This window comes from Kamptonema formosum PCC 6407 (assembly GCF_000332155.1).
GTDB classification, from domain to species: Bacteria; Cyanobacteriota; Cyanobacteriia; order Cyanobacteriales; family Microcoleaceae; genus Kamptonema; species Kamptonema formosum.
The window spans coordinates 225,631-247,956 of sequence record NZ_KB235898.1 but is presented as its reverse complement, the minus strand read 5'-3'; the positions used below and the strand labels follow the sequence as shown (position 1 = coordinate 247,956).

At 42.7% G+C, this 22,326-nt stretch carries 16 protein-coding genes and 1 tRNA gene; 5 read left to right on the top strand and 12 right to left on the bottom strand.

Annotated elements, in window-relative coordinates; genetic code table 11:
- Nucleotides 1-58: 58 nt before the first annotated feature.
- Both OSCIL6407_RS0101115 and OSCIL6407_RS0101110 read left to right on the top strand, forming a co-directional pair.
- Nucleotides 59-1,975 (top strand): CHASE2 domain-containing protein, encoded by a 1,917-nt coding sequence (locus tag OSCIL6407_RS0101115; RefSeq protein ID WP_019486836.1) that lies wholly within the window; start codon nucleotides 59-61, stop codon nucleotides 1,973-1,975.
- Between the two features lie 425 nt (nucleotides 1,976-2,400).
- A complete protein-coding gene (locus OSCIL6407_RS0101110) occupies nucleotides 2,401-4,689 on the top strand; it encodes an ABC transporter substrate-binding protein (RefSeq protein WP_007355898.1) in 2,289 nt (762 codons plus the stop codon).
- Nucleotides 4,690-4,831: 142 nt separating this feature from the next.
- On the opposite strand, the gene OSCIL6407_RS0101105 is transcribed toward OSCIL6407_RS0101110, so the two are convergent.
- Both OSCIL6407_RS0101105 and hemE read right to left on the bottom strand, forming a co-directional pair.
- Nucleotides 4,832-5,791, bottom strand: a complete 960-nt coding sequence (locus tag OSCIL6407_RS0101105; protein WP_007355897.1) for an NAD-dependent epimerase/dehydratase family protein — start codon at nucleotides 5,789-5,791, stop codon at nucleotides 4,832-4,834.
- Between the two features lie 285 nt (nucleotides 5,792-6,076).
- The gene (gene hemE, locus OSCIL6407_RS0101100) at nucleotides 6,077-7,132 is read right to left on the bottom strand and encodes a uroporphyrinogen decarboxylase (protein ID WP_007355896.1); all 1,056 of its coding nucleotides are present in this window, start codon (nucleotides 7,130-7,132) and stop codon (nucleotides 6,077-6,079) included.
- A gap of 404 nt (nucleotides 7,133-7,536) precedes the next feature.
- Here hemE and OSCIL6407_RS0101090 point away from each other — a divergent pair, with 404 nt between their 5' ends.
- Complete coding sequence (locus tag OSCIL6407_RS0101090; RefSeq protein ID WP_007358436.1) at nucleotides 7,537-9,192, top strand: ABC1 kinase family protein; 1,656 nt, start codon at nucleotides 7,537-7,539, stop codon at nucleotides 9,190-9,192.
- A gap of 440 nt (nucleotides 9,193-9,632) precedes the next feature.
- On the opposite strand, the gene OSCIL6407_RS0101080 is transcribed toward OSCIL6407_RS0101090, so the two are convergent.
- From OSCIL6407_RS0101080 to OSCIL6407_RS0101035, 10 genes are all read right to left on the bottom strand, one after another.
- On the bottom strand, nucleotides 9,633-10,289 hold the full coding sequence (locus OSCIL6407_RS0101080) for a Uma2 family endonuclease (RefSeq protein WP_007358435.1): 657 nt from the start codon (nucleotides 10,287-10,289) through the stop codon (nucleotides 9,633-9,635).
- A 299-nt stretch (nucleotides 10,290-10,588) separates the two neighbouring features.
- Nucleotides 10,589-10,673 (bottom strand) — tRNA-Ser (locus OSCIL6407_RS0101075).
- 144 nt (nucleotides 10,674-10,817) lie between these two features.
- Nucleotides 10,818-13,283, bottom strand: a complete 2,466-nt coding sequence (locus OSCIL6407_RS0101070) for a ComEC/Rec2 family competence protein (RefSeq protein WP_007358434.1) — start codon at nucleotides 13,281-13,283, stop codon at nucleotides 10,818-10,820.
- Between the two features lie 220 nt (nucleotides 13,284-13,503).
- Nucleotides 13,504-13,998, bottom strand: a complete 495-nt coding sequence (locus tag OSCIL6407_RS0101065; RefSeq protein WP_007358433.1) for a DUF4079 domain-containing protein — start codon at nucleotides 13,996-13,998, stop codon at nucleotides 13,504-13,506.
- 145 nt (nucleotides 13,999-14,143) lie between these two features.
- The gene (locus OSCIL6407_RS0101060) at nucleotides 14,144-14,974 is read right to left on the bottom strand and encodes a Uma2 family endonuclease (RefSeq protein WP_007358432.1); all 831 of its coding nucleotides are present in this window, start codon (nucleotides 14,972-14,974) and stop codon (nucleotides 14,144-14,146) included.
- Nucleotides 14,975-15,023: 49 nt separating this feature from the next.
- Nucleotides 15,024-15,902 (bottom strand): glycine--tRNA ligase subunit alpha, encoded by an 879-nt coding sequence (gene glyQ, locus OSCIL6407_RS0101055; protein WP_007358431.1) that lies wholly within the window; start codon nucleotides 15,900-15,902, stop codon nucleotides 15,024-15,026.
- A gap of 129 nt (nucleotides 15,903-16,031) precedes the next feature.
- Nucleotides 16,032-16,502, bottom strand: coding sequence for a GNAT family N-acetyltransferase (locus tag OSCIL6407_RS0101050; protein ID WP_007358430.1), 471 nt, complete (start codon nucleotides 16,500-16,502; stop codon nucleotides 16,032-16,034).
- Between the two features lie 38 nt (nucleotides 16,503-16,540).
- Entirely contained in the window at nucleotides 16,541-17,599 is a 1,059-nt protein-coding gene (locus OSCIL6407_RS0101045; RefSeq protein ID WP_007358429.1) for a DUF1611 domain-containing protein, read from the bottom strand.
- 94 nt (nucleotides 17,600-17,693) lie between these two features.
- The gene (locus OSCIL6407_RS0101040) at nucleotides 17,694-18,506 is read right to left on the bottom strand and encodes a Uma2 family endonuclease (protein ID WP_007358428.1); all 813 of its coding nucleotides are present in this window, start codon (nucleotides 18,504-18,506) and stop codon (nucleotides 17,694-17,696) included.
- Between the two features lie 33 nt (nucleotides 18,507-18,539).
- Nucleotides 18,540-19,616 (bottom strand): mandelate racemase/muconate lactonizing enzyme family protein, encoded by a 1,077-nt coding sequence (locus tag OSCIL6407_RS0101035; protein ID WP_007358427.1) that lies wholly within the window; start codon nucleotides 19,614-19,616, stop codon nucleotides 18,540-18,542.
- 120 nt (nucleotides 19,617-19,736) lie between these two features.
- On the opposite strand from OSCIL6407_RS0101035, the gene OSCIL6407_RS0101030 reads away from it, so the two are divergent.
- Both OSCIL6407_RS0101030 and OSCIL6407_RS0101025 read left to right on the top strand, forming a co-directional pair.
- Nucleotides 19,737-20,450: a hypothetical protein gene (locus tag OSCIL6407_RS0101030; protein WP_026103612.1), complete on the top strand. Its 714-nt coding sequence runs from the start codon at nucleotides 19,737-19,739 to the stop codon at nucleotides 20,448-20,450.
- A 36-nt stretch (nucleotides 20,451-20,486) separates the two neighbouring features.
- On the top strand, nucleotides 20,487-22,322 hold the full coding sequence (locus OSCIL6407_RS0101025; protein ID WP_007358425.1) for a glycosyltransferase family 39 protein: 1,836 nt from the start codon (nucleotides 20,487-20,489) through the stop codon (nucleotides 22,320-22,322).
- Nucleotides 22,323-22,326 lie beyond the last annotated feature (4 nt).

Below are 22,326 nucleotides of genomic sequence, written 5' to 3'. Positions count from 1 at the left end.
GAGAAACCCAAGCCGATCGTCAGCATCAGTAGGGTTTTGTTTCATATCCAGGGCGATCGTGAAAATAAAGTTTCCCCGGTTGATTAAAAAATGGCCAGACTTCACAGGGCTATATGCAGTGGCGATCGCAACTGTAGCCGTGACAGGTTTTGTATTCGGAGTGCGTCAGATCGGAGGCTTGCAAACCTTAGAATTGATGGTTTTCGACTCAATGGTGCGACTTCAACCCGACCTGGGGCCAGACCCGCGCCTGCTAGTAGTCACGATCACAGAGGATGATAAAAAAGTTTTCAATCGACTGCCCCTTTCCGATGAAGTCATCGCCCGAGTGTTGGAAAAATTATCCCAGTTTCAACCGGAAGTTATTGGTATGGATTTGTACCGAGAGATCCCCTACGAACCTGGAAATAAAAGACTTACGGCCATCCTTAAGTCTCCGAAAATCATCGCCATTAAAAATCTCGGTGACGATCCATCTTTGGGAATTCCAGCACCCCCTGGAGTACCTCCAGAACGCATCGGCATTAACGACATTGTACTTGACCCCGACGGTACTGTACGCCGTAATTTAATGTTTGGTGGAAAAGACTTCTCATTTTCCCTACGGCTGGCGATGAGTTATCTGTCTGCTCGGAACATCATTCCCCAAAATGACCCGGATAATAAGAATCTGATCTATTGGGGGAAAGCAAGTTTTCTGCCTTTAAAAGCTAATTCTGGAGGGTATGAAAATATTGATGATAAAGGATATCAAATCCTGCTTAATTACCGCTCTCACGACTCTGGAGCGCAACAAATCAACATCTCCCAGCTATTGTATGGTCAGGTCGATCCCAAATTGGTGAAAGGCAAAATTGTGCTAATTGGCACTACAGCCCCCAGTAGCAGAGATTTGTTTTTAACGCCCTATAGTCCCGCTAAGGAAACAAGCCCGAAAATGCCAGGGGTGCTAGTTCACGCTCAAATGGTCAGCCAGATTTTGGATGCAGTTGCGGGCGATCGCCCTTTGTTCGGGTTTTGGCCAGAATGGGTAGAAATGCTCTGGATTGGTTCTTGGGCATTGGTTGGCAGCAGTCTAGCATGGTGTAGCCGCCATCCTCTGGCCTTTGCTCTGGGGTGCCCAACGCTGCTAGGTATCCTCTGCGCTATGGGTTTGGCGCTATTCATTGACTATAAATGGGTTCCCGTAGCTACTCCTGCTTTGGCTTTTATTTGTACAAGCGCAACGGTGGTAGCTTATCGAGCCCATCAAGTGCAGCAGCAGCAAAAAACTGTGATGCGGTTGTTGGGGCAGAATACTTCCCCAGAAGTGGCGGCGGTATTGTGGAAAAGTCGCGATCGCCTAATTGAAGATGGTAAATTGCCGGGGCAAAAGTTGGTAGCGACGATGCTATTTACTGATATTAAGGATTTCAGCACGATTTCGGAACAAATGCCACCAGAAAAGTTGATGGAGTGGCTGAATGAATATCTCAGTGTTTTGACTGAAGCAGTACAAAGCCATCACGGTATTATTAATAAGTTTACAGGGGACGGCATTATGGCAGCATTTGGCGTACCCATTCCTCGCACGACACCGAAGGAGATTGCACAGGATGCTAGGGCCGCCGTTTCTTGCGCTTTGACTATGGGCGATCGCCTTCATGCACTCAATCAGGATTGGCAGCAGCGAAAGTTACCAGTGATTCAAATGCGAGTTGGGATTTTCACCGGGCCAATAGTCGCTGGTAGTTTAGGAGGAAAAGAGCGATCGGAATATGGACTTTTGGGAGACAGTGTTAATATCGCTTCTCGGCTGGAAAGCTGCGAAAAAGATCGCCAATATGGTACTTGTCGGGTTTTAATTGCTCATCAAACTTTAACTCACATTCGGGGAGAGTTTTTGGTAGAACACTGGGGGCCTTTAGCTTTGAAGGGTAAGCATCAAACTGTAGATGTTTATCGGGTTATTGGGAAAAATAAGGTTAATGGCTAATTGCTAATTGCTAATTGCTAATTGCTAATTGCTAATTGCTAATTGCTAATTGCTAATTCAGAATTTACGCAAACAGATAACGAGGAACTCGCTAGCGATCGCAGTTCTGGTAGTTCTGCATCAATTTGGAATTGATAAGTAAATCCACCTAATTAAACATAACCCTCTTTTGTCACTTCGAGCAGAGAAAAAGGCTTTCGCCTTGCGATCGCTGGATTTTAGCCATTCTCAATAGTTTATGGTTCGCAAGGCGAAAGCCTTACAAACGAGTAGTTCCAGACAATTATCTCCCGAAAGTGACAAAAGAGGGATAAGATCGGGATGGCTAAAAAGATGCCTGCCTCCTGCCTCCTGCTATAGCAATCAAATCAGTATTGATAAAATACTTCCTTTACATTTTTATTCTTACAGAGTACGGAGTAAATATGCGTCGAAAAAAAGCAATCGTTTGGCTTGCCACAGCACTCTTAACGCTGATGGTAATTGTATTTATTGCTACCTTTAGCAAACTCAATCAAGAAAAAATAACTATAGCGATCGCGGCTCCCTTAAGTAATGTAGAGGAAGTAACCCAAAAAGTAGGCAGGTCATTGGTTCAAGGAGTGCAGCTCTACATCGACCAGGCAAACAGAAACGGCGGAATTCAAGGCAAATTATTGAAGTTAGATATCTATGACGACCAAGGGAAAGTAAATGTCGCGGAGAAAATAGCTAAAGATATTGTCCAATCAAAAGCAGTCGCCGTTATTGGCCACTATTCCAGTAGCATATCCAAAGCAGCGGGGAAAATTTATCAAGATACTGGTATTCCAGCGATCAGCGGTTCTGCTACTGCTAATGCAGTCACCGAAGATAATAATTGGTATTTTCGCACAATTTTTGCCGATAGCTTTCAGGGCAGATTTATCGCCAATTACCTGAAAAAGGTGATGGGGTATTCAAAAATAAGCATCATTCACGGCTACGATGCTTATGGTTTAGGCTTAGGTCAAACTGTTGATGCGACTTTTAGAGAATTGGGAGGAGAGATAATAAGCAAGTGGGAGCTACCAAAAAAACAAAGTCAAGCCACAGATAGGATGATTATTCAGGAATTGCAGGAACTAAAAAAACTTGGTAAAGTGCCGCAAGCTATTGTCTTGGCTACTAATCGCGATCAAGTGATTACATTGATTCCTGAACTCAAAAATAGTAATCTGAACATTCCCCTGTTTGGTGGTGATGATATAGGTGATGTGATTATTGCTCAAAATTTTGCCAAATTACCTGAAGAACAGAAAATTCCTGGTTTTTTTACTAACGGTCTTTATGCCACAGTTCCCATCATTTATGATGTTGCTGACGATCGAACTCAACAATTTAGAACAACATTTAAAGAGGTTTACGGAAATGCTCCAGGTTGGTCTGCTGCTGCTTACTATGATGCTGCCAGCGCAATTGCGGAAGGAATCGATCGGACTCTATTGACCTATAAAGAGTTACCAAAAGAAACTTTTACCGGGAAAAACATTAAAGAAGACCGTGAGTGGCTTAAAGAGGGTTTGCTGAGGATCAACAGCCCAGAAAAGGCTGTTAAAACAGGAACGAGAAGCTTTTATTTTGACGATGTACGTACTGCGGTTGTCCCTATTGCTATAGGAAGATTTGACAAAGGATCTCTTGTTTCAGCTTTTACCCAACTGCAAAAAATCACAAATCTTGAGACAGTTTCCGATAATCTAGAAGCAGAAATTAAGAACGGTAATATTTTGCAGATTGGCAAACAATACCTGCAAAAAACTGACATTGTTTATACAGGTCTTGACATCAATGAAGTTAGCTATCTAGACCAGAGAAACTCAACCTATGTGGTGGATTTTTATTTGTGGTTTGGATATAAAGGTAATCTGAGTCCCGAAAAAATTGAGTTTAGTAACTACGGGATCAGTCGTTTAGATTCTGGAGAAAAGTTAACTCTGGGCGAACCCATACAGCAAGGAGAAGAAAATGGCGTAAAATATAAAATATATAGAGTTAAAGCGGATTTTCATGAAGAGTTTGATTTTCACAATTATCCCTTTGACGAGCAGCGTTTAGCTGTCAGATTTCGACACGCAGACCTCACAAGAGATAAGCTAATTTATGCCATAGACTTAATTGGGATGCGAGATTCTACCACAGACAAATTGTCACCAGAATGGAAACAGAAGGTTTTTAAAGAAATTACCTCTTGGACTCCTCAAAGGATAACTTTTTTTCAGGATACTTTAGTGAATGATTCGACTTTAGGCTATCGGAAATTTACTACTAAATCAGACTTAGAATACTCCCAGTTCAATGCTGTCATCAATATCAAGAGAGAATTACTCAGTTTCAGTATCAAAAACTTGCTACCTCTTTGGTTCTTTGTTGCTGTGGCTTACTTGTTATTGTTTCTTCCTTTCGATCAACTTTCCGCCGAGGTATTGAGTGGTTTATTACTAGCTGTTGTCTTTTTCCATCTGAGTTTATTAGATGCTTTACCTGATGGAGTGGGTTACGTTGTTACTCTTGACTATGCGTTTTATTTAGTTTACGCCCTACTTGGTTTAGAGCTATTGATAGTAACTGTAGGAAATCAAGACAGGTTTCAAAACAGTGAAGTGCAGCTTAAAAAATTAATTTTATCGGGTAAAGTAGCATTTCCAGTAATTATATTAATTGGTTGTTGCTTGCTTTATTTCCTATATGTCTAGCTCGATCAACACTTGTATAAAAAGCGAGTATGGCATTTAGATCAAACAAGAATTAGCTTCGGGAATTTATGATAATTTAGAGGCTTTGAAAGAAAAAGTTATACCAAATCCGGGTTAGTCATCGCCTTTATATTGACCCAACTCATTCCTTACCTGGAACCCCACTTACTCTTAAAACATCTGCAAAATTAGTGCAGTAACTAGGCAATCCAAGACTCTGAGGATTCAGAGGTTCTTTATAGCTAAAATGGCGATATTCCAAACAAAATCTATCCCAAGGAGCCATCTGAATCTGGAACAGTACAATTAATAAATCTGCCAACCAAGGAGATAGAGTAATCCGAAAAAATATTTTTTTATTCAAATAAGCACAAGCTTCTTCTACTACCTGATTAACTGTTATTTCGGGATTTCCCAGGACAAACTTTCGCTTTTCTTTAGATGCGGGAGGATGTTCCACCAAGTAGCGGACTACCTCAGCAATATCCACACCGTGCATAAAGTGAAAACTCGCATCAGCTTTAAACCAGCGAATCACATTAATCCATTTTGCTACTTCCGGTATGCCTGATGATAGGTGAGAATAAGGTTTATTAGCATCGCCGCCTAATACCAACGTCGGAAAAACACTCGTAATCGGAGGTACATCTGTAAGTCGAGATAACTGCCACATACAGTCATATTTTGACCGAATATAGTCCGTTCCCAGTTGACCAGCTTCCTTAAGTAAATTGTTATTATGGTCGAGGATACTTGCAGTCGAAAAGTAAATAACTTGCTGGCAAGTCTGTGGCGAAAGTAACTTTATTAACTTCAGAGTTTTAACAACATTGGTATCAAAAACCTCCTGCGTGCCGCCCCAAGCTGTTGCAGCGAGAATTGCCACATTCATTGTTTTTAACAAATCTGTCAATTTATCCACATCTCGCAAGTCAGCTTGAATTATATTGATGCCAGGACGAGCATTCAAGTCAAAACCTAGCTTGTCCGGGTTACGGACTAGCAGATACAATTCATGGTCTGTATTTTGGATCAGGGTTTCGGCGATATAGTGACCAATGCAGCCGCTAGCACCTGTCACGAAAATCCGCTTGGGTTTCATTGCAGGAAGGGAGAAGAAGGATGGGAAGATGGGAAGATTGGGGAGATGGGGAGGATGGGGAGGATGGGGAGGGTTTACCTTCCTCATACTTTTAACTCCCCTTCTCTTTCATCTCTCCTACCTTCCCTTACTTATGTCAGGTGGAGACAGAAACAGGACTTACGCACTAAGTAGGAAAAACGTAGTTTGAGATTGCTTCCCTACGGTTGCAATGACAGAAAAACGTAGTTTGAGATTGCTTCCCTACGGTCGCAATGACAGAATTATGTTGTCCGTGCGTAAGTTCTAAGAAAGTAATTTGTCAGCTTGTTTTGCTGTTTTAAAGAAAAAGGCAACATTTTCTTCTGGTGTATTTTGCAAAACACCGTGTCCTAAATTCAGGATGTGGCCTTTGTTTCCTGCCTTGCGAATGGTTTCGAGAATGCGTTCCCGAATAAAATCTTTTGAGCCAAATAATACACAAGGATCGATGTTTCCTTGCACCCCAACTTTAGAACCGAGCCTAGCTCTTGCTTCGGCCATATCTACTGTCCAGTCTACACTAACTAGGTCAACGCCAGACTTGGGCATCCGCTCCAGTAGTCCAGCACTGCCATTAATATAAAGGATCAGAGGTGTATCTGGGTGAGTAGCTTTGACTTGCTCAACTACTTGGCGCTGATAAGGTAGAGCAAAGGTTTCGTAGTCTTGGGGACTCAACTGCCCCGCCCAAGAGTCGAACATCTGTACTACTTGTGCTCCGCAGTCAATTTGGTAGCGGACGTAAATAGCGATCGCGTCTGCTAATTTACTCAAAAATTGATGCAGCATTGCCGGCTCCGAAAAAGCCATGCCCTTAATCACAGTGTAGTCTTTGGAGCTCTTACCTTCAATAGCATAGGCTGCTAAAGTCCAAGGAGCGCCCACAAACCCTAATACTGTAGAGCGATCGCCCACTTCCTGCCGCAAAGTCTGCAAAATCTCCCGGATGAAAGGGAGTGACTCTGCTGGTTCCAGTGGGTGAAGCTTCTCGATTTGCTCCACAGAGCGAATCGGCGGGTCAATCATCGGCCCGCGACTTTCGACGATATCAAAATTAATGCCAATTCCAGGCAGGGGGGTCAAAATATCCGAAAATAAAATCACACCATCCGGTTCAAAAGCTCGAAAGGGTTGCAGGGAAATTTCCACTGCGATGTCTGTTTTTTCCGAGCGATCGCGAAAAGATGGATACTTATCTCTTAAATCCCGATAAGCTTTCATATAGCGACCCGCCTGCCGCATCATCCACACCGGCGGACGTTCTAACACTTCACCGCGTGCGGCCCGCAATAACAAAGGTACTTGGGTTGATCCGGCCATCTCTACTTTACTCTGAACTACATATTTAAAGGTTGTTGATAGCTTACCATCCCCAGATTCCCCTTTTTCATGCAAACCGCATTAAAAATTAAAAATTAAAAATTAAAAATTAAAAATTAAAAATTTTTGAATTGGTGAGATATTCTAAATTCATGAAACCATTGATTCTATTCCCTTCTCCCCTTCTTCCCCATCCTCCCCATCTCCCCCATCCTCCCCATCCTCCCCATCTCCCCCATCCTCCCCATCTCCCCCATCTTCCCCTCTTTCCCTCTTTCCCTAGCCCCTAGCCCCTAACCCCTAGCCCCTTCTTCTACAAAGTAGTTATTCCTTAAGGTACTGGTCAGTTTGCTTGCCAACGCTATCTTGTAGATATAGCTTAACCCGACAAATTCGGAGGCACCGTGTTTTCCAGCCTTGTTCAAAACAGTTCGCGCCAAGGAGAAATCCTCGAAGTCGTCTTCCGCAACGGTTGGGACTACATGAAACGACTCCTAACTGGCAGCAAAACCGACGTACCCACTCTGCCAACTCCAGCAGTGCTTCGCAATATCCTCGTAGATTTAGGCCCCGTGTACGTCAAATTGGGACAGTTACTCAGCACTCGTCCCGACCTTTTACCAGCCGAATATATCGAAACTCTTTCCAGCTTACAAGCTGAAGTGCCGCCCGTAGCTTGGCCAGAAGTAGAAACCATCATCCGTAAAGAACTCAAACAACCTCTTGAAGATACCTTTGCCAAAATTAACACCCTTGCAGTCGCAGCCGGTTCCATTGCTCAAACTCACCGCGCTACCCTTAAAGATGGTCGTGAAGTTGCTCTTAAAGTGCAACGCCCCGGTATTGAAATCGTCATTGAGCAAGATATCGCCGTACTCACAAGTTTGGCGGAACTTGTCATGCTCACAGACTTTGGCGAACAGTACGATATTGTCGCCTTAGCTGATGAATTTGGTACTGCCTTGAGGGCCGAACTCGACTTTATTCAAGAAGCTACTTACACTGACGAACTGAGGCGCAATTTATCTACAAGTCGCTGGTTTGATAGTAAACAAATTGTCGTGCCCAAAATTGAGTGGCAGTTGACTACAAAAAAATTGATGGTGATGGAATGGCTCGACGGCGTGCCGATTCTATTGGGCGATTTAAAATGCCCTCGATACGGTGGAGATATCGAAGCTGAACGCCAAGCAATAACTACTCTTTTATGCCGAGCCTTCTTTCAGCAATTTTATATCGATGGCTTCTTTCATGCCGATCCCCATCCAGGTAATTTATTCTATCTCAAAGACGGACGATTAGCACTTTTGGACTGCGGTATGATTGGTCGCCTTGACCCGCGCACCCAGCGAAGTTTGACAGAAATGCTATTAGCAATTGTTGATTTAGATGCTCAACGTTGCAGTCAATTAACGTTGCAGATGGCGGAATCTGCTCAGCCTGCAAATTTAGCTCAGCTAGAGAATGACTATGCTCGAATGCTACGAAAATATTACAATTTGAGCTTGTCACAAATCAACTTTTCTGAAGTTTTCTATGAGATGATGCAAGTCTCGCGGAACAATAAAATTAGGTTGCCAAGTAATTTGGGTTTGTATGCCAAAACTCTAGCTAATTTGGAAGGGGTAGCTCGTACTTTCGATCCCAGACTTAACTTGTTAGAGCAGATTAAACCATTGATGACGGACTTATTTCGTCGTCAGTTATTTGGAGATGACCCTACGCAAGCGCTGTTAAGAACTGCCTTGGATGTTAAGAGTCTGTCTTTGCAATCTCCCCGGCAGTTGGAAGTGCTTTTAGATCGAGTTACTTCGGAAACTTTGAAGTGGAATTTAACTCTAAAAGATATTGAACCTTTGCGTCGTACTTTGGGGGATTCTGCAAATCGGCTTTCTTTTAGTATTGTGGTGGCTTCGCTGATTGTAGGAGCGGCAATTATTTCTGCTAATGCTCAGACACCTGAGCTATCTTTCCTCAGCAATTCTTTATTTGCAGCGGCTAGTTTTTTCGGGTTGTGGTTAATGATTAGTACGATCAGGTCTGGGCGTTTAAGGGGATAATTGATACCGAGTATTTTGTATGTTGTTTCCCTGTCTTTGCTAAAGGGCAACAACATACGAAATTCGTAAGTTATACCAACAGAAACTAGAGCAGATGGCAGGTAGAAAGAGAGATAAGATACTCAGGTAAGTAGAAAGCGCCTATCCTAGGGGGAATAATCAACAATCTTCTGAAAAGCTCTGAAAATCTCTTAAAATAGAAAAGGACTATAGAACCCATTTGGGATCTATGTGCTTGCTGCGATCGCTAGTCTTTTTAGCATAAGTCTGACAAAACAAAGATTGAGCTTCGTTGTCGCATTTTCAAGACTTCTCTCAAAATTTTTAACTAAACTTTTACATCTTTCTACCCAAGAATTTGACCTTTCAATAACCCAACGAGCTTTGATAGGCACAAATCCTGATTTTACCACCGTTCTTGAGTTGATAAAATATCCCATTTAAGATTTCTCTTTTACTCCATCAACCTTTTGGGGCAAACCGGCGCAAAAAATCTGTTCTGCTGTTAGTTGCAATTCTGGAAATGCAGCCGATTCAATCCGGTCATCACCTCTAAACTGTTTGACCTGATACTCCCCATCAACCAGTTGGCAAACTGAGAAAGTGGGTTGTTTGGGATTGCCGATAAACCGTCTGCCACCTAAGCCAAGATAGTCAACAATCCAGTATTCGGGAATGCCAACGAGTTCGTACTCCCCCGCTTTCATCAGATAATCATCTTGCCAATTGGTGCTTACGACCTCTACAGCTAGTCGCACGGTCGCCCCCATCGTGATGATGGATTCTTTTTTCCAACGCGGTTCGTTTGCGAGTTGCGCTCGGTCTAGGACAATTACATCGGGCTGATAACCTGATTCGTTGCGGTCTGGTTTAAGTAGGCAGTCACCGGGAATGGAATAAGGCAATTGCAGTCGCCTGATTTCAAAATTGATTTCACCGGAGAGGAAACCTGTAACGTCGGAATGGTCGCCAGTTCCTAAAGGCATTTCAACAATTACTCCATTGCGTAATTCGTATTTGTGGGTAGAGTTCTCTGGATACCAAGCAACGAACTCATCAAACGTGATTGTTTTGGTTATGGTTTGGGATTGAATCATGGTTTTCTCCTTTACTCTTGAGTTGCGAGACATCAAACGATAATTTGCTAACTTTGCGATCGCTCGTTTGTTACCTGGCAGCGCCTCAACCGTTATCAAGGTAGCCAAGTATTTGAGGCTGATAGTTTGCGATCGCGATGCCCCTCTAGCTCCTGATACCCGAACATATAGCGATCGCAAGTACGTAGCCGATCGCATTGTTAATCTTCCCCAATTCTTCACCAATTTTCCCCATAAGATATAACAAAACAACCTAAGATAACTTGTTATATCTTCTCTAACTATTAGTTTGAATTGAACGGAGAGGGTGGGATTTGAACCCACGTTAGGTCGCCCTAAAGTAGATTTCGAGTCTACCGCATTCAACCGCTCTGCCACCTCTCCAAGGCTTTTGAACTCTTAATTTATAATATCGTAAACTATTATACCCCTATTGCAGGCAATTTGCAAATCTTTTTGTAAATATTCTGGGAAAAACGGGATTAATCCTGGTCTGGACAGACTTAAGTTAACTTCCTAATCCCTTGCTCAAAGTAAGGATGCGTCTGCGCCGTCAGAGTCCAAGGTAGTCTTAAAACCCTGTGCTGGTGTCCAAACGAGAGCACCATCTCGTCCTGTCCAGAATATTTTGGTATTAGCTTGGTGTAACCGTGTTGCTGCGTCTGAATCGAGGGAATTGGCGGATGCGATCGCAACTTGCGGTTTTATCGCCTGCAATAACTCAGCAGTCAGCGTTTCTCCCGACCACCAAAGCACTTGAGCTGGCTTTAAGTTTCCGGTTGCAACTAATCTTTTTTGAGGTTCGGCCTCGATGTCTCCTACTAATAACCACGTTTGTCCATTAATTACTAATTCTATCACGGGTGCTTCAGCATTGAGTAACTGCAATTCTGCGGAACCGATGTTAATTTTATGATTAATTTGTAAAGGTAAGTAAACTCCTTGACGATTTTGTATAGCACTCAGAAATGGCTGATTAGTTGTGTAATAAGTTTCTTGGGGAGCTGGATTATCATAAAATGTTTTAATCGGCAAACGTTCGATTAATTTTGACCAACCGCTGCTCAAACCTAAATGGGAATTAGCTGCGATCGCGAAATTAACTTGATTAATACCTTGTTGCTGCAAAAATGGCAGCAATGTAAATCTTACTGTATTTTCATCACCGCTGTTAATTAGGGTGACTTGTCCCCGATCTTGAATCACTAAAACAGGTTCTCCAGATGTCGCTAACACTGTTGCTTGAAATAGAGATGCCTGAGTTTGCCAAGTAGGAAGAATTACTATCCCAATAGCCGCCAGGATAGCCAAAGGTAGAAGCAGGGGAGCGGGGGAGCGGGGGAGCGGGGGAGCGGGGGAGATTTTCTCTTCTTCTTCCTTCTTTCCTCTTCTCTTCTTCCTTCTTCCTTTTTCCTGCTTCTTTTCTGCTTCTTTCCTGCTTCCAAAAAACCAAACTAAGCCTATTATTCCATAGAGTGCTATCAACTGTAATTCTGACAGAGTGCCTACTGCTACCGAGTTTCCGGGTAATTGGGAGAAATATTGAGCAACCTCAATTAACCCTTTAGCTGGATAGTGCAGCAATGAAGCTAAAGCACTTCCGGCTGGCGGCCAAATTAATGCGGCTAAAGCGCTAATCATGCCGCCAATACTAACTATCCACAGCAAAGGAGCGGCAATAATATTGACTAAAATGCTGTAAGGTGATACAACATTAAAAATATAAAGTTGTAGGGGTAATACCCAAATTGAGCAGGCGATAGGAACGGCAATTATAGAAGCGATAGCAGGCGGTAGCCAATCCAACCATTTCATGATTGCCGGAGCAGTAACTAATAATCCCAAGGTTGCTAAAAAACTTAGTTGAAAGCCTAAATCCCAAATCCAGAGCGGATTGATTAATAGTAAAATTGTAGCAGCTAATAATAACAAACCGATGGGTTTTACTTGCCTTTGAATTACCAAGGCTAATAAAGTTCCAAAACCCATTAAAGCAGCACGACTTACTGAAGGTTCTAAGCCTGTTAATCCCACTAACAAAAGTAAAGCGCCAACACCACAACTAAATTGTATTTGTTTGGAAAAACGCCTGGTTAAACTCAGTACCAAAGCCAAAACCATAGAGACTTGAGTACCAGAGGCGGCGATCGCGTGGGCTAACCCAACTTGTACGAAATAGTCGCGGATGTCGTAAGCTAAATCTACTGCTTGTTTGCCGAGGGCGATCGCGCTGACTAGAGGGCCTTCGGGTACGCCTAGATGGAGTAGCTGCGATCGCACGATTCGCTGCCGTAAAGCCCACCATCCCCACTTACTTTGGGTTTGTGCGATCGCGATCGTTTGTCGCCCTTTAAGGCCCGCAAAAGCCCCTTCTCTTGCTAAATATGCTCGAAAATCAAAAGCTCCCGGATTCGATGGCGGTTGGGGTTTGTATAGAGCTCCCGTGACTTCGATCGCATCTCCAGGGTAAACGCCTGTTGTCTGAAGCAAAGGCACTGTAACGTAGAGTTGGCCGCTGGCGGGGCGATTTACCTCTGCGGCTCCTTTGCTACCGTTGATTTCGCTGACTTGAGTGGTTTCTAGCCAGAATTGCGATCGCCCGGAGCGAGTCAGGCGGGGGGTGCTGGCAACTGTACCGCGAATAGTAACGACTACCTCTTCAGCGCTACCATTAGCAGGAATTAAATTACTGATGTCGTCGGTTGCAGGTTGTGGCGATCGCACTTGTAAATAAATGCTAGCTAGAAATCCGACAATTCCTGCTATCAACCACAGCCATTTAGGAAAGATTAATAATGAGGGCGGATTATCTGTTTTGCCTTTAGTTTTTTGTTTTTTGCTTGAATTTTGATAATAATTTCGCAATAATTTAGGCACAGCGAAAGTTGCCGCTAAGCCCCAAGCTAGCATCAAGAAGCCACCCCAGGGAATTGCTGTAAACAGTAACCCCAAGATGTAGGCTAAACATATAATAACACCGACTGTTTGATTCATCTAATTGGTAATTGGTAATTGGTAATTGGTAATTGGTAATTGGTAATTGGTAATTACCCATCTCCCCCATCTCCCCCATCCTCCCCCTCTCTTCCTCTCTTCCTCTTTCCCTAGTCTCTAGCCCCTAGCCCCTAGCCCCTTCTTTGGTAATTGGTAATTGTTAGTGGTTAGTTGAACTCGGCAACCAACAACTAACAACCAACAACTAACAATTAACAAACTAAATAGACAAACCGAGATTTAAACCAAATGCTGCATGGACTAACATAAGAGCAAGCGCCGTAGTTCCTAAATAAGCATGAACAGCACGGAGAGTTACTTGATTTCCGCCGAAATTTGTTAAAGAAATCACGGCATTAATAGCTAGTAAAATCAGCACAACTGAACCCGTCCAAAAATGGGGGCTTTCCATTACTGGCTGATGCTGCATCACCAGCGAAAGCAAACCGCCAGTATAGCCTAAAGCCATGAACAAAAACATCCAAGGTGCAAGTTTGCGGTGATCGGAACGGCTTTTAATCGCCACATCTTTATCAGCAACCAATCTTCCTCGCCATCCCGAAAATCCGACATAACTACCCATAACAAAAACAACGATACCCATCATGAGAGGATGTCCCCAATGGGTAACGGGTTCAGGAATTCCTAGACTGCGGAACTGGCTGGCTATCGGTTCTAAAAGTTCACTCAGATTCACGATTTGCTCGACACTCACTAATTTAGCTGTTCGGGAATATTTTACAGCTAATGGTCTATTAGTTCAAGCAGTTTAGGACTTTTGTAAAGTCGGCCTCTGGATGGTATTCTTACCGACCAGAGGGCGGCGTTACGTTGTTGATAGGTAAGTCCTATGGTTTATTTTAATCAACATCTTCTGCATCAGGATCGATACCCATTGCTCGCAATCGCTCTGCCAGTCGCGCTGCTTTTTGCTCCGCCTTTTCCGCTCGCAAACGTTCCTCTTCCGCTCGCAAACGTTCCTGTTCTCCCCGATATTTTTCAAGTTCGGCTCTTTCGTCACCAATTAGTAACAAATTCCCCTCACTATCCCACCAGCGCAGCCAAATTTGAGTTTGATTCTGATAACTTCCCTGCCAGAGTCCCAACTCCACTTCTAAAGGAGAAATAGGATAGTGACCCCGTGCATTTGGCTCTAGCTTTTGATAGGAAAAATCTACGAGATGATAAACCTCTAATTTATCATTCTTCATTTCATAGATGCCATAGTAGGGAATGCGAATTATCTGCTCGTAAACCCAAAACTTACCAGGTTTTTGCACCTCCCCTTCATCACTCATCAAAAGCGGAGTTGCATCGCGTTCTTCCTCTCCATTACCGCTGGCAAATTCCAAAGCAATTAAAGGTGCTAAGTGTTCTCGCCACAACACATAAGAACGGCGATATTTTCCTTTTTCGGGACGGGCAGAAACGTTCGGTACATAGAACCAGTCAGGTGCTTCTGCACCTTGTTCTGGCGGTTCAGTTTGTCGCCAATAAATGCCAGAATCTTGTCCAATGCAGTAATTACCATCGGGATGTCGCCGCTGCAAAATAGGGCCGATAGAATCAGTGAGAATTATGCTCTGGGGATGCTCTTGAAAGTTTTTCACAAAAGTACCGTCAGACTCCGGCAATTGAGTATGATCTGGAAATTGGGTAGGCAGACCTATGTCAGTTAATGTTTCAGTCATGCTCTTACAATTATTGCAACTATTGTGGATTTTGTTAACAGCATAGCGCTTAGACTTTTGCTAGTTTATCCAGGGGAAAACCTAGTTTTTCTCGCTGTTCTAAATAAAGCTGAGCCACGCGCCGTGCCAAATTGCGAATTTTACCGATATAGCGGGTGCGCTCCGTGACGGCAATCACGCCTCTGGCATCAAGTAAATTGAAAGTATGAGAACATTTTAGCACGTAATCTAGGCTGGGTAAAACTAACCCTTTCTGCGTTAATTGTTCTGCTTCTTGCTCGTAAAGACCAAACAGAGTAAACAGCAATTCCGGGTTCGATGCTTCAAAGTTATAGGTACAGTGTTCGACTTCTCCCTGAAGGTGAACGTCGCCATAAGTTACGCTATCTGTCCATTGAATATCTGTAATAGCATTAACTTCTTGCAGATACATAGAGAGCCGTTCTAACCCATAGGTAATCTCAATTGAAACGGGGCGACAGTCAATGCTACCGCACTGTTGAAAGTATGTAAATTGGGTGATTTCCATGCCATCTAACCAGACTTCCCAACCTACACCCCAAGCGCCTAATGTCGGAGATTCCCAGTTATCTTCAACAAAGCGGATGTCGTGGTCTTCGGGGCGGATTCCTAATGCTCTAAGGGAGTCTAGATAGACTTCCTGAATGTTATTAGGAGATGGCTTAATTATGACTTGATATTGATAGTAATGTTGGAAACGATTGGGATTTTCGCCATAGCGTCCATCTGTGGGCCGACGACAGGGTTCGACATAGGCGACTGACCAAGGTTCGGGGCCAATGGCTCTTAAAAAGGTGTGAGGGCTCATGGTTCCTGCGCCTTTTTCGATGTCGTAGGGTTGCGCGATTAAGCAGCCGCGATCGCTCCAGAATTTATGTAAAGTGGCAATGACTGATTGGAAGTTCACTGGTTTGAAGATAGTTAATAAGTTGATAAATTTATTTAAGCACAGTTTAAGTCAGTTATAATATAAAGTACAATATAGTTGTCTTTATAGAAGCAATTTGATACTGTGGCGCGATAGTTAGGATTTGACTCATTCTGGAAGCCCTCGATACTGCATAATTACTACAGGTACTCTCAATAAATTTTTTGCTAATTGGGAAACACCAAACTTGAATTTTAGAGACTGTGGTACTTCTTCCCAGGAAATCGGTACAAAACCAAATCGAACGTAAAAATTTTCTAGTCGCTTTCCCAAACATTCTAAATAAAGCGGTTGAGTTGCTTGTTGAATCAAATATGTTGTCAAATAAGTTCCTAACCCGCGACTGCGCCAACTTTTAGCTACTACTAAACTGCCTAATTCTTGTACCCCGGAAAAGTTGCGTAACTGTCCGCAAGCTACCAAATTCCCCTCGCATTCGATCGCCCAAAATTGCTGCCAGCGCAACTGAGTTGGGTCGAGTTTTGCACTCAGCACTAATTTCCGAATTGACCATATATCTTTAGCAGAGGCGGCGCGAATAATGCACTCTGCTGGTAAGGAGAAAGAACTTTTATTCACGCTTGGGTAAGTGATTATGAGTGGTGATTAATTATATTCTAGTCTGCGATCGCGCCTAACAATACATCGGCCCCAAATCGCACGGGATCTGTACAGGGTAATCCCGTTTCTGCTTGAATTTCTGCTATTGCTAATCTCGCCGCAGTTTCCTCCAGATGGTGAGTATTAAGCGCGATCGCACTTACTTTCGCCCCCACAAAAGCACCCGCCGCCTGTGATACCATCTCGTATAATTCCACAACTTTGGATAGCGATCCAATTAGTATGCGGGGATGATGGCGGATGTGAGTTTGTCCAGCTCGATGCGCTAGCACTAAGTGAGTAGGCTGAGAACCTCGTAGTAGGGGCAATGTAGCTGTTGAGCCCGGATGTAGCAGAGAACCTTGACCCTCGATGTGTAGGATGTCGCGATCGCACCCAAATTCTACCACCATTTGCTCAACTGCACCCGCCGCAAAATCCACCCGCACGGCATCCAAGGGAATACCATCACCAGCAATCATTAAACCAGCTTGTCCAGTTGCTAAAAACTTGGAACGTAAGCCACGTTTTAAGCAAGTGCGATGCAGTTCCAAACTCGTAGACATTTTACCGACACTCATATCCGTACCCACTGTCAATACGCGGCGGCAATTGAGATCGGCAGCTTTAGCAGATGCGATCGCGCCTACTTTTTGCGGTTCTTGACGCACATCCCAAATCCATTGATCGTCTTTTAAAGGTATTTTAATCAGTGGTGCAAGCTGAGTATGTAAACCATTTACCACTGACAAACCCGCAGCAATTGCTCGATTAATTTCCTCTAACCATTCTGTTGGTAAAACACCCCCAGAAGGAGCAATCCCAATTAACAGAATATCTGGCGAATAAGATAAAGCTTCTGACACCGAAGCAACTATCGGCACTTCTCTGGAAATTCCCGTTAATTCACAGAAAGATTGTCCGGCACATTCAGAGTCAATTGCAGCCACAACTGAGGCTTCGCTGTAGCGTAAAAATGCTAAGCCAGTTTTGCCAAACTTACCAATAATTCCCTGGTGTAATAGGATAGCAACTTTACCATTATTAATTTTATAAGTAGGATCTTTAGGAATCATAATTTACCTCTGATGTTGATATTTCTTTAGATTAAATACATTTTTGGTAAGTCAAGGATGCCGCTGTTTATGACAGCGACATCATCACTCATTCTTACTCAGTTAAATCCTTGGGATCTATACCCAATTCTCGTAATTTAGCAGCTAACCGATCGGCCCGTAGGCGTTCTTGTTCGACTTGTTGTCGAGCAGCATCAGCTTGTTGTCGAGCAGCATCAGCTTGTTGCTGAGCAGCATCAGCTTGTTGCTGAGCAGCTTCTTCTGGCAACAAAATAAGATTGCCAGATTCATCATAAAAACGCAACCAAACAGTCGTTTCTCGCTCAACAGTTCCCCCCCATGTTCCTAACCACATACCTAACCTTTGACACCATAGCCAACCCTGTTGATTTCGCTCTAATTCTTGATATTTTAAGCTCCCATTTAATCGCCACCCTTGCAGAGAATTTGGGTCAAAAGGATTAAACACAAAATAATCAGGAGTCCTGAAAACTTGCTCATAAAGATCCTTTTTGACTCCCGTATCTATATTGGCAGTCGAAGGTGACATTAGTTCTACAATCACATCTGGATAACGACCTTCTTCATCCCAAACTACCCAACCTTGTCTCGAAGTAGTGCCATCAACACCTAAAACAGCAAAAAAATCAGGGCCTCTAAAGTCCCGATTTCGCACCTGAATTCTGCTGTAATAAATGAACATATTGCCGCCAGTAAAAAAGTCATTGCGGTCATTCCAAGCGTGTTCTAATGACCGAATGAGGACATTCATAGCAATGCGGTGGCGTTTCGTTTCCAAGGGTTCTCCGTCATCAAAAATTAAATCGGTCGGTGGCTTGTGTTCTTCACAAAATGCCTCAAATATTTCAGCTTCTGAGATGAATTTTGAAGTTACTTCAATTGACATCTCTCCCTCCTAAGATTTGACTTGCTATTTCTATTATATATTATCAATTCGGGAAACACCCAGTCCTGGTAAATCATTGGGCAGCAAACATCCATTTTCTAAGACTGCACCAGCGAAAGGATCGTCTATTAAATTAAAATGACTATCCAAGTCAAGATAGTCAGCTAAAGGTGATAATTGTGCGGCGGCTGTGTTTGCCAATACACTATCAGAATAGCAGCCAAACATCACTTGTAAACCATAAGCTTTAGCCGCGTGTATCATCCGCATTGCTTCAGTTAATCCCCCCGCTTTCATCATTTTGATATTAATGCCATGTACGCAGTTAGCTAACCGAGGCATATCCCTACTATTAAAGCAACTTTCATCTGCAAAAATTGGCAGTGGTGACTGACGATAAAGCTCCAAAAAATCCTTAATATTTTCCATAGGTGATAGTGGCTGCTCTACATACTTTATTCCATACTTTTCTAACCAAAAACACATTTTAATGGCATCCGTTAAATTCCATCCACCATTAGCATCTATGCTAATTTGGATGTTTTTAGGTGCTTCATCTAGCACCGCCATTAACATCGCTCTATCTGCTTCTATGCCATCAGAACTACCTAATTTTACTTTGAGAGCACGATACTTTATACTGTTTTGATAGCTGGCATCTTTTTCAAACCAATCTCGCACCCTCTGCCGAGCACCTTCGGGCGAATTAATACCAATTGTAACTGAAGTTGGTACAATACGCGATCGGTCAATTCCCCACAGTTTCCATAGCGGCAATCCTACTTTTTTGCCCAGCCAATCATGGAGTGCCATATCTATTGCTGCACAAGCTGCTGAAGGTAACTCAACCTCCCTAAATATGTCTTCAATTTGTTGACGCTCTAAAGGGGTAAATTTCTCTAGCAGCGGCGCAATTTTCTGCAATGCCGCCACAAGATTTTCTGTAGTTTGAGGGTAACTGCCTATAGAAAAAGGCGAAGCTTCCCCCCAACCTTCGATGCCTTCATGCTCCAATCTCAACCATAAATTCGTAGTTTGGGCAGTTGTACCCCGACTGATGGTAAGAGCAAACCGTTTATGGACAGTGAAAGTTTGAATGTCAATGTGCATTGTGATTTAGGATTGGTGGTTTTGAGATGCAAGCCAAGACTAATTTAGTTCCTTTCCCTTCCCATTTTTAACTTTTTATTTTATAGTTTAACTTTGCTTTGTCAATCGACCAGAACTTTGATGAAATTCCAGATTTCTATCTCTCCAAGGAGAATCGCCGCTTCCCTGAGCATTTGGGTGCTATTCTTCGGCGTGGCTGGCTTAGTGGTGCAAGTTCTTCGCTATGGCTTTAATTATCGCGAACGATGGATGGATTTATTTAATCTTGACCGAGAATTAAATTATCCCTCATGGTATCAGTCGTTTACGTTACTTTTTTGTGGAATTCTCTTGGGAGTAATTGCCTCTGCGAAGAAAAAACAGGGCGATCGCTATTCTCCCCACTGGAAAGCTTTATCAATTATGTTTGTGCTTTTTGCTTTAGATGAAAGCCTGAGTTTCCATGAATTGTTAATTATTCCAGATTTACGAAAAGCGCTACATCTTGGGGGATTATTTTACTTCGTTTGGGTGATTCCTGGTGCTATTTTTGTATTGGTAACAGCCTTCAATTATTTCAAGTTTCTGCTTCATCTTCCACTGAAAATTCGGTATTTATTTATACTGGCGGCAGGCTTTTATATTGGCGGAGCTCTTGCTATGGAGATGGTTGGTGGCTACTATGCAGATGTAGCTGGTCAGCGCAACTTAATATATGGGACAATAGCCACTACTGAAGAACTTTTTGAAATGGTAGGAGTTCTGATTTTTATCTACGCATTGCTTGCTTACATAGGCTCCTACATACAAGATATCGATCTGCGGTTTAAGGTACTTGACGATCGAGATAGGTAGAATGATTTGTTGCTAATTGTTGAGGGTGTATAAACAATGACTGTCGAAAGTTCAAAACTAAAAATTGCCAATGGTGAGAAACCTTGGTTTCATTCATTACTGCTGCTAATATGGATAGCAATTGGCACAGTTTTGCGCTTTACTAATTTAGCAGGAAAGCCACCTTCAACAATTGAGATAGCAACCATAGTTTTTAGTTTGGGAAATAGTTTGCAGACGATACCGTTAGATAGTGCGATCGCACTTGATGCGCTATTGCAGCCATTACAACTAAATCCCGAAGCTAATATCACCTCAGTTATCCACAATTTGATGACAGAAAGCACTCATCCTCCAGTTTATTTTGTATTGGCTCATTGGTGGATGAAACTATTTTCTAACGACGCGGGTTTAGTTTCTTTGTGGGCCGCTAGAGCGCTTCCTGCAATTCTTGGTGTCGCCTCAATTCCAGCTATCTTTTGCTTTGGGTTTGTGGCTTTTCGCTCTCGCTTAATAGCTCAAATGGCAGCAGCAATGATGGCAGTTTCTCCCTACGGGATATTTATCGCTCAAGAAGCTCGTCACTACACTTTACCAGTTTTATTAATTATCGCTTCTTTGGGCTGTTTAGCAATAGCAACTAGAACAATTAATGAGCGAACTGTATTGCCGATTTGGGTAGGATTATCGTGGGTAGGAGTTAACTGTTTAGGAATTGCCACCCATTACTTTTTTATTCTTGTTGTTGCTGCTGAAGGTTTAAGTTTAATAGCTGTTATTTTGATTAAAAATAGGACATATCGCCAGGAAAAATTAGATTTAGCTTCGACTCACAATTTAACGCTTAAGCCTCAATTACTAATTCCCAGTTCTCTATTCCGAATTTATGCTGTGGCTGCGGGTACATTGGTGGGATGCTTGGTTTGGGTTCCCGCATTGGAGACTGCTTCTGATAGTGAAATGACTCGCTGGATTTATGAGGGAAAAAACCTGATTGAACTGCTAGAACCAGCACCAAGAATTTTAGCGTGGATGGTGACAATGCTGGCATTATTGCCAGTGGAAGGAGTCTCTTTATCGGCGATCCTTATCTCTGGTTTGATATTATTGATTTTCATGTTTTTTGCGTTACCAATTTTGATTCAAGGTGTCAAAATTAAATTAAATCAATCAGATAACAGCTCGATTGCTCAAGTTTTATGCGGGTTTATCTTAGCTGCAATCTCCATCTTTTTAGGGATAACTTACATTTTGGGTGCCGATTTAACTCTAGCGGCTCGTTATCAATTTGTCTACTTTCCTGCGGTTATCATTTTGTTTGCAGTCAGTCTAGCTATCTATTGGGAAGAGCGGTATTTAGAAACAAACAATAAATTTAGTAATGTTTTTAAATTGCCAATTCTAGTGTTAAAAATAGGAGGACAAAAAGCAGTAACAATTATCTTATTAATGGGTTTGCTTGGTAGCATGACAGTTGTGGCAAATTTGGGTTTTCAAAAATCGAAACGCCCAGACATTTTAGTTACGCAAATTGTTAAAATACAAGAAGCATCGCCAAAGGTTCCCGTTTTAATTGCAATGGTTCGCAAAAGCCACTCGGAAACAAGAGCTATGATGGGGATAGCGTGGGAGTTTAAACGTTTATCTAGTTCATCCCTGAGTACAAATTCTCAATTTAATTATCCTCAATTTCTGCTAGCAAAAAAAGAGGGTGATTCTCAAACAGCGACGGATGCACTGCATAAAACGTTAGCTCAAATGCCAAAACCTTTGGATTTGTGGACAATAAATTTTACTGCTTCGGTGGATGAAAAAGGGCAAAATTGTGTAGTTGATTCCCAATCTCAGCCTAAAATAGCTGGCTACAAATACCGATTGTATCACTGTTTATAATTGG

Bases quoted from the DNA above. Each gene is read 5' to 3' on its own strand.
- OSCIL6407_RS0101110 (WP_007355898.1), top strand. From the start codon at position 2,401: ATGCGTCGAAAAAAAGCAATCGTTTGGCTTGCCACAGCACTCTTAACG.
- OSCIL6407_RS0101105 (WP_007355897.1), bottom strand. From the start codon at position 5,791: ATGAAACCCAAGCGGATTTTCGTGACAGGTGCTAGCGGCTGCATTGGT.
- hemE (WP_007355896.1), bottom strand. From the start codon at position 7,132: ATGGCCGGATCAACCCAAGTACCTTTGTTATTGCGGGCCGCACGCGGT.
- OSCIL6407_RS0101080 (WP_007358435.1), bottom strand. From the start codon at position 10,289: ATGATTCAATCCCAAACCATAACCAAAACAATCACGTTTGATGAGTTC.
- OSCIL6407_RS0101070 (WP_007358434.1), bottom strand. From the start codon at position 13,283: ATGAATCAAACAGTCGGTGTTATTATATGTTTAGCCTACATCTTGGGG.
- OSCIL6407_RS0101060 (WP_007358432.1), bottom strand. From the start codon at position 14,974: ATGACTGAAACATTAACTGACATAGGTCTGCCTACCCAATTTCCAGAT.
- OSCIL6407_RS0101045 (WP_007358429.1), bottom strand. From the start codon at position 17,599: ATGATTCCTAAAGATCCTACTTATAAAATTAATAATGGTAAAGTTGCT.
- OSCIL6407_RS0101040 (WP_007358428.1), bottom strand. From the start codon at position 18,506: ATGTCAATTGAAGTAACTTCAAAATTCATCTCAGAAGCTGAAATATTT.
- OSCIL6407_RS0101035 (WP_007358427.1), bottom strand. From the start codon at position 19,616: ATGCACATTGACATTCAAACTTTCACTGTCCATAAACGGTTTGCTCTT.
- OSCIL6407_RS0101030 (WP_026103612.1), top strand. From the start codon at position 19,737: ATGAAATTCCAGATTTCTATCTCTCCAAGGAGAATCGCCGCTTCCCTG.
- OSCIL6407_RS0101025 (WP_007358425.1), top strand. From the start codon at position 20,487: ATGACTGTCGAAAGTTCAAAACTAAAAATTGCCAATGGTGAGAAACCT.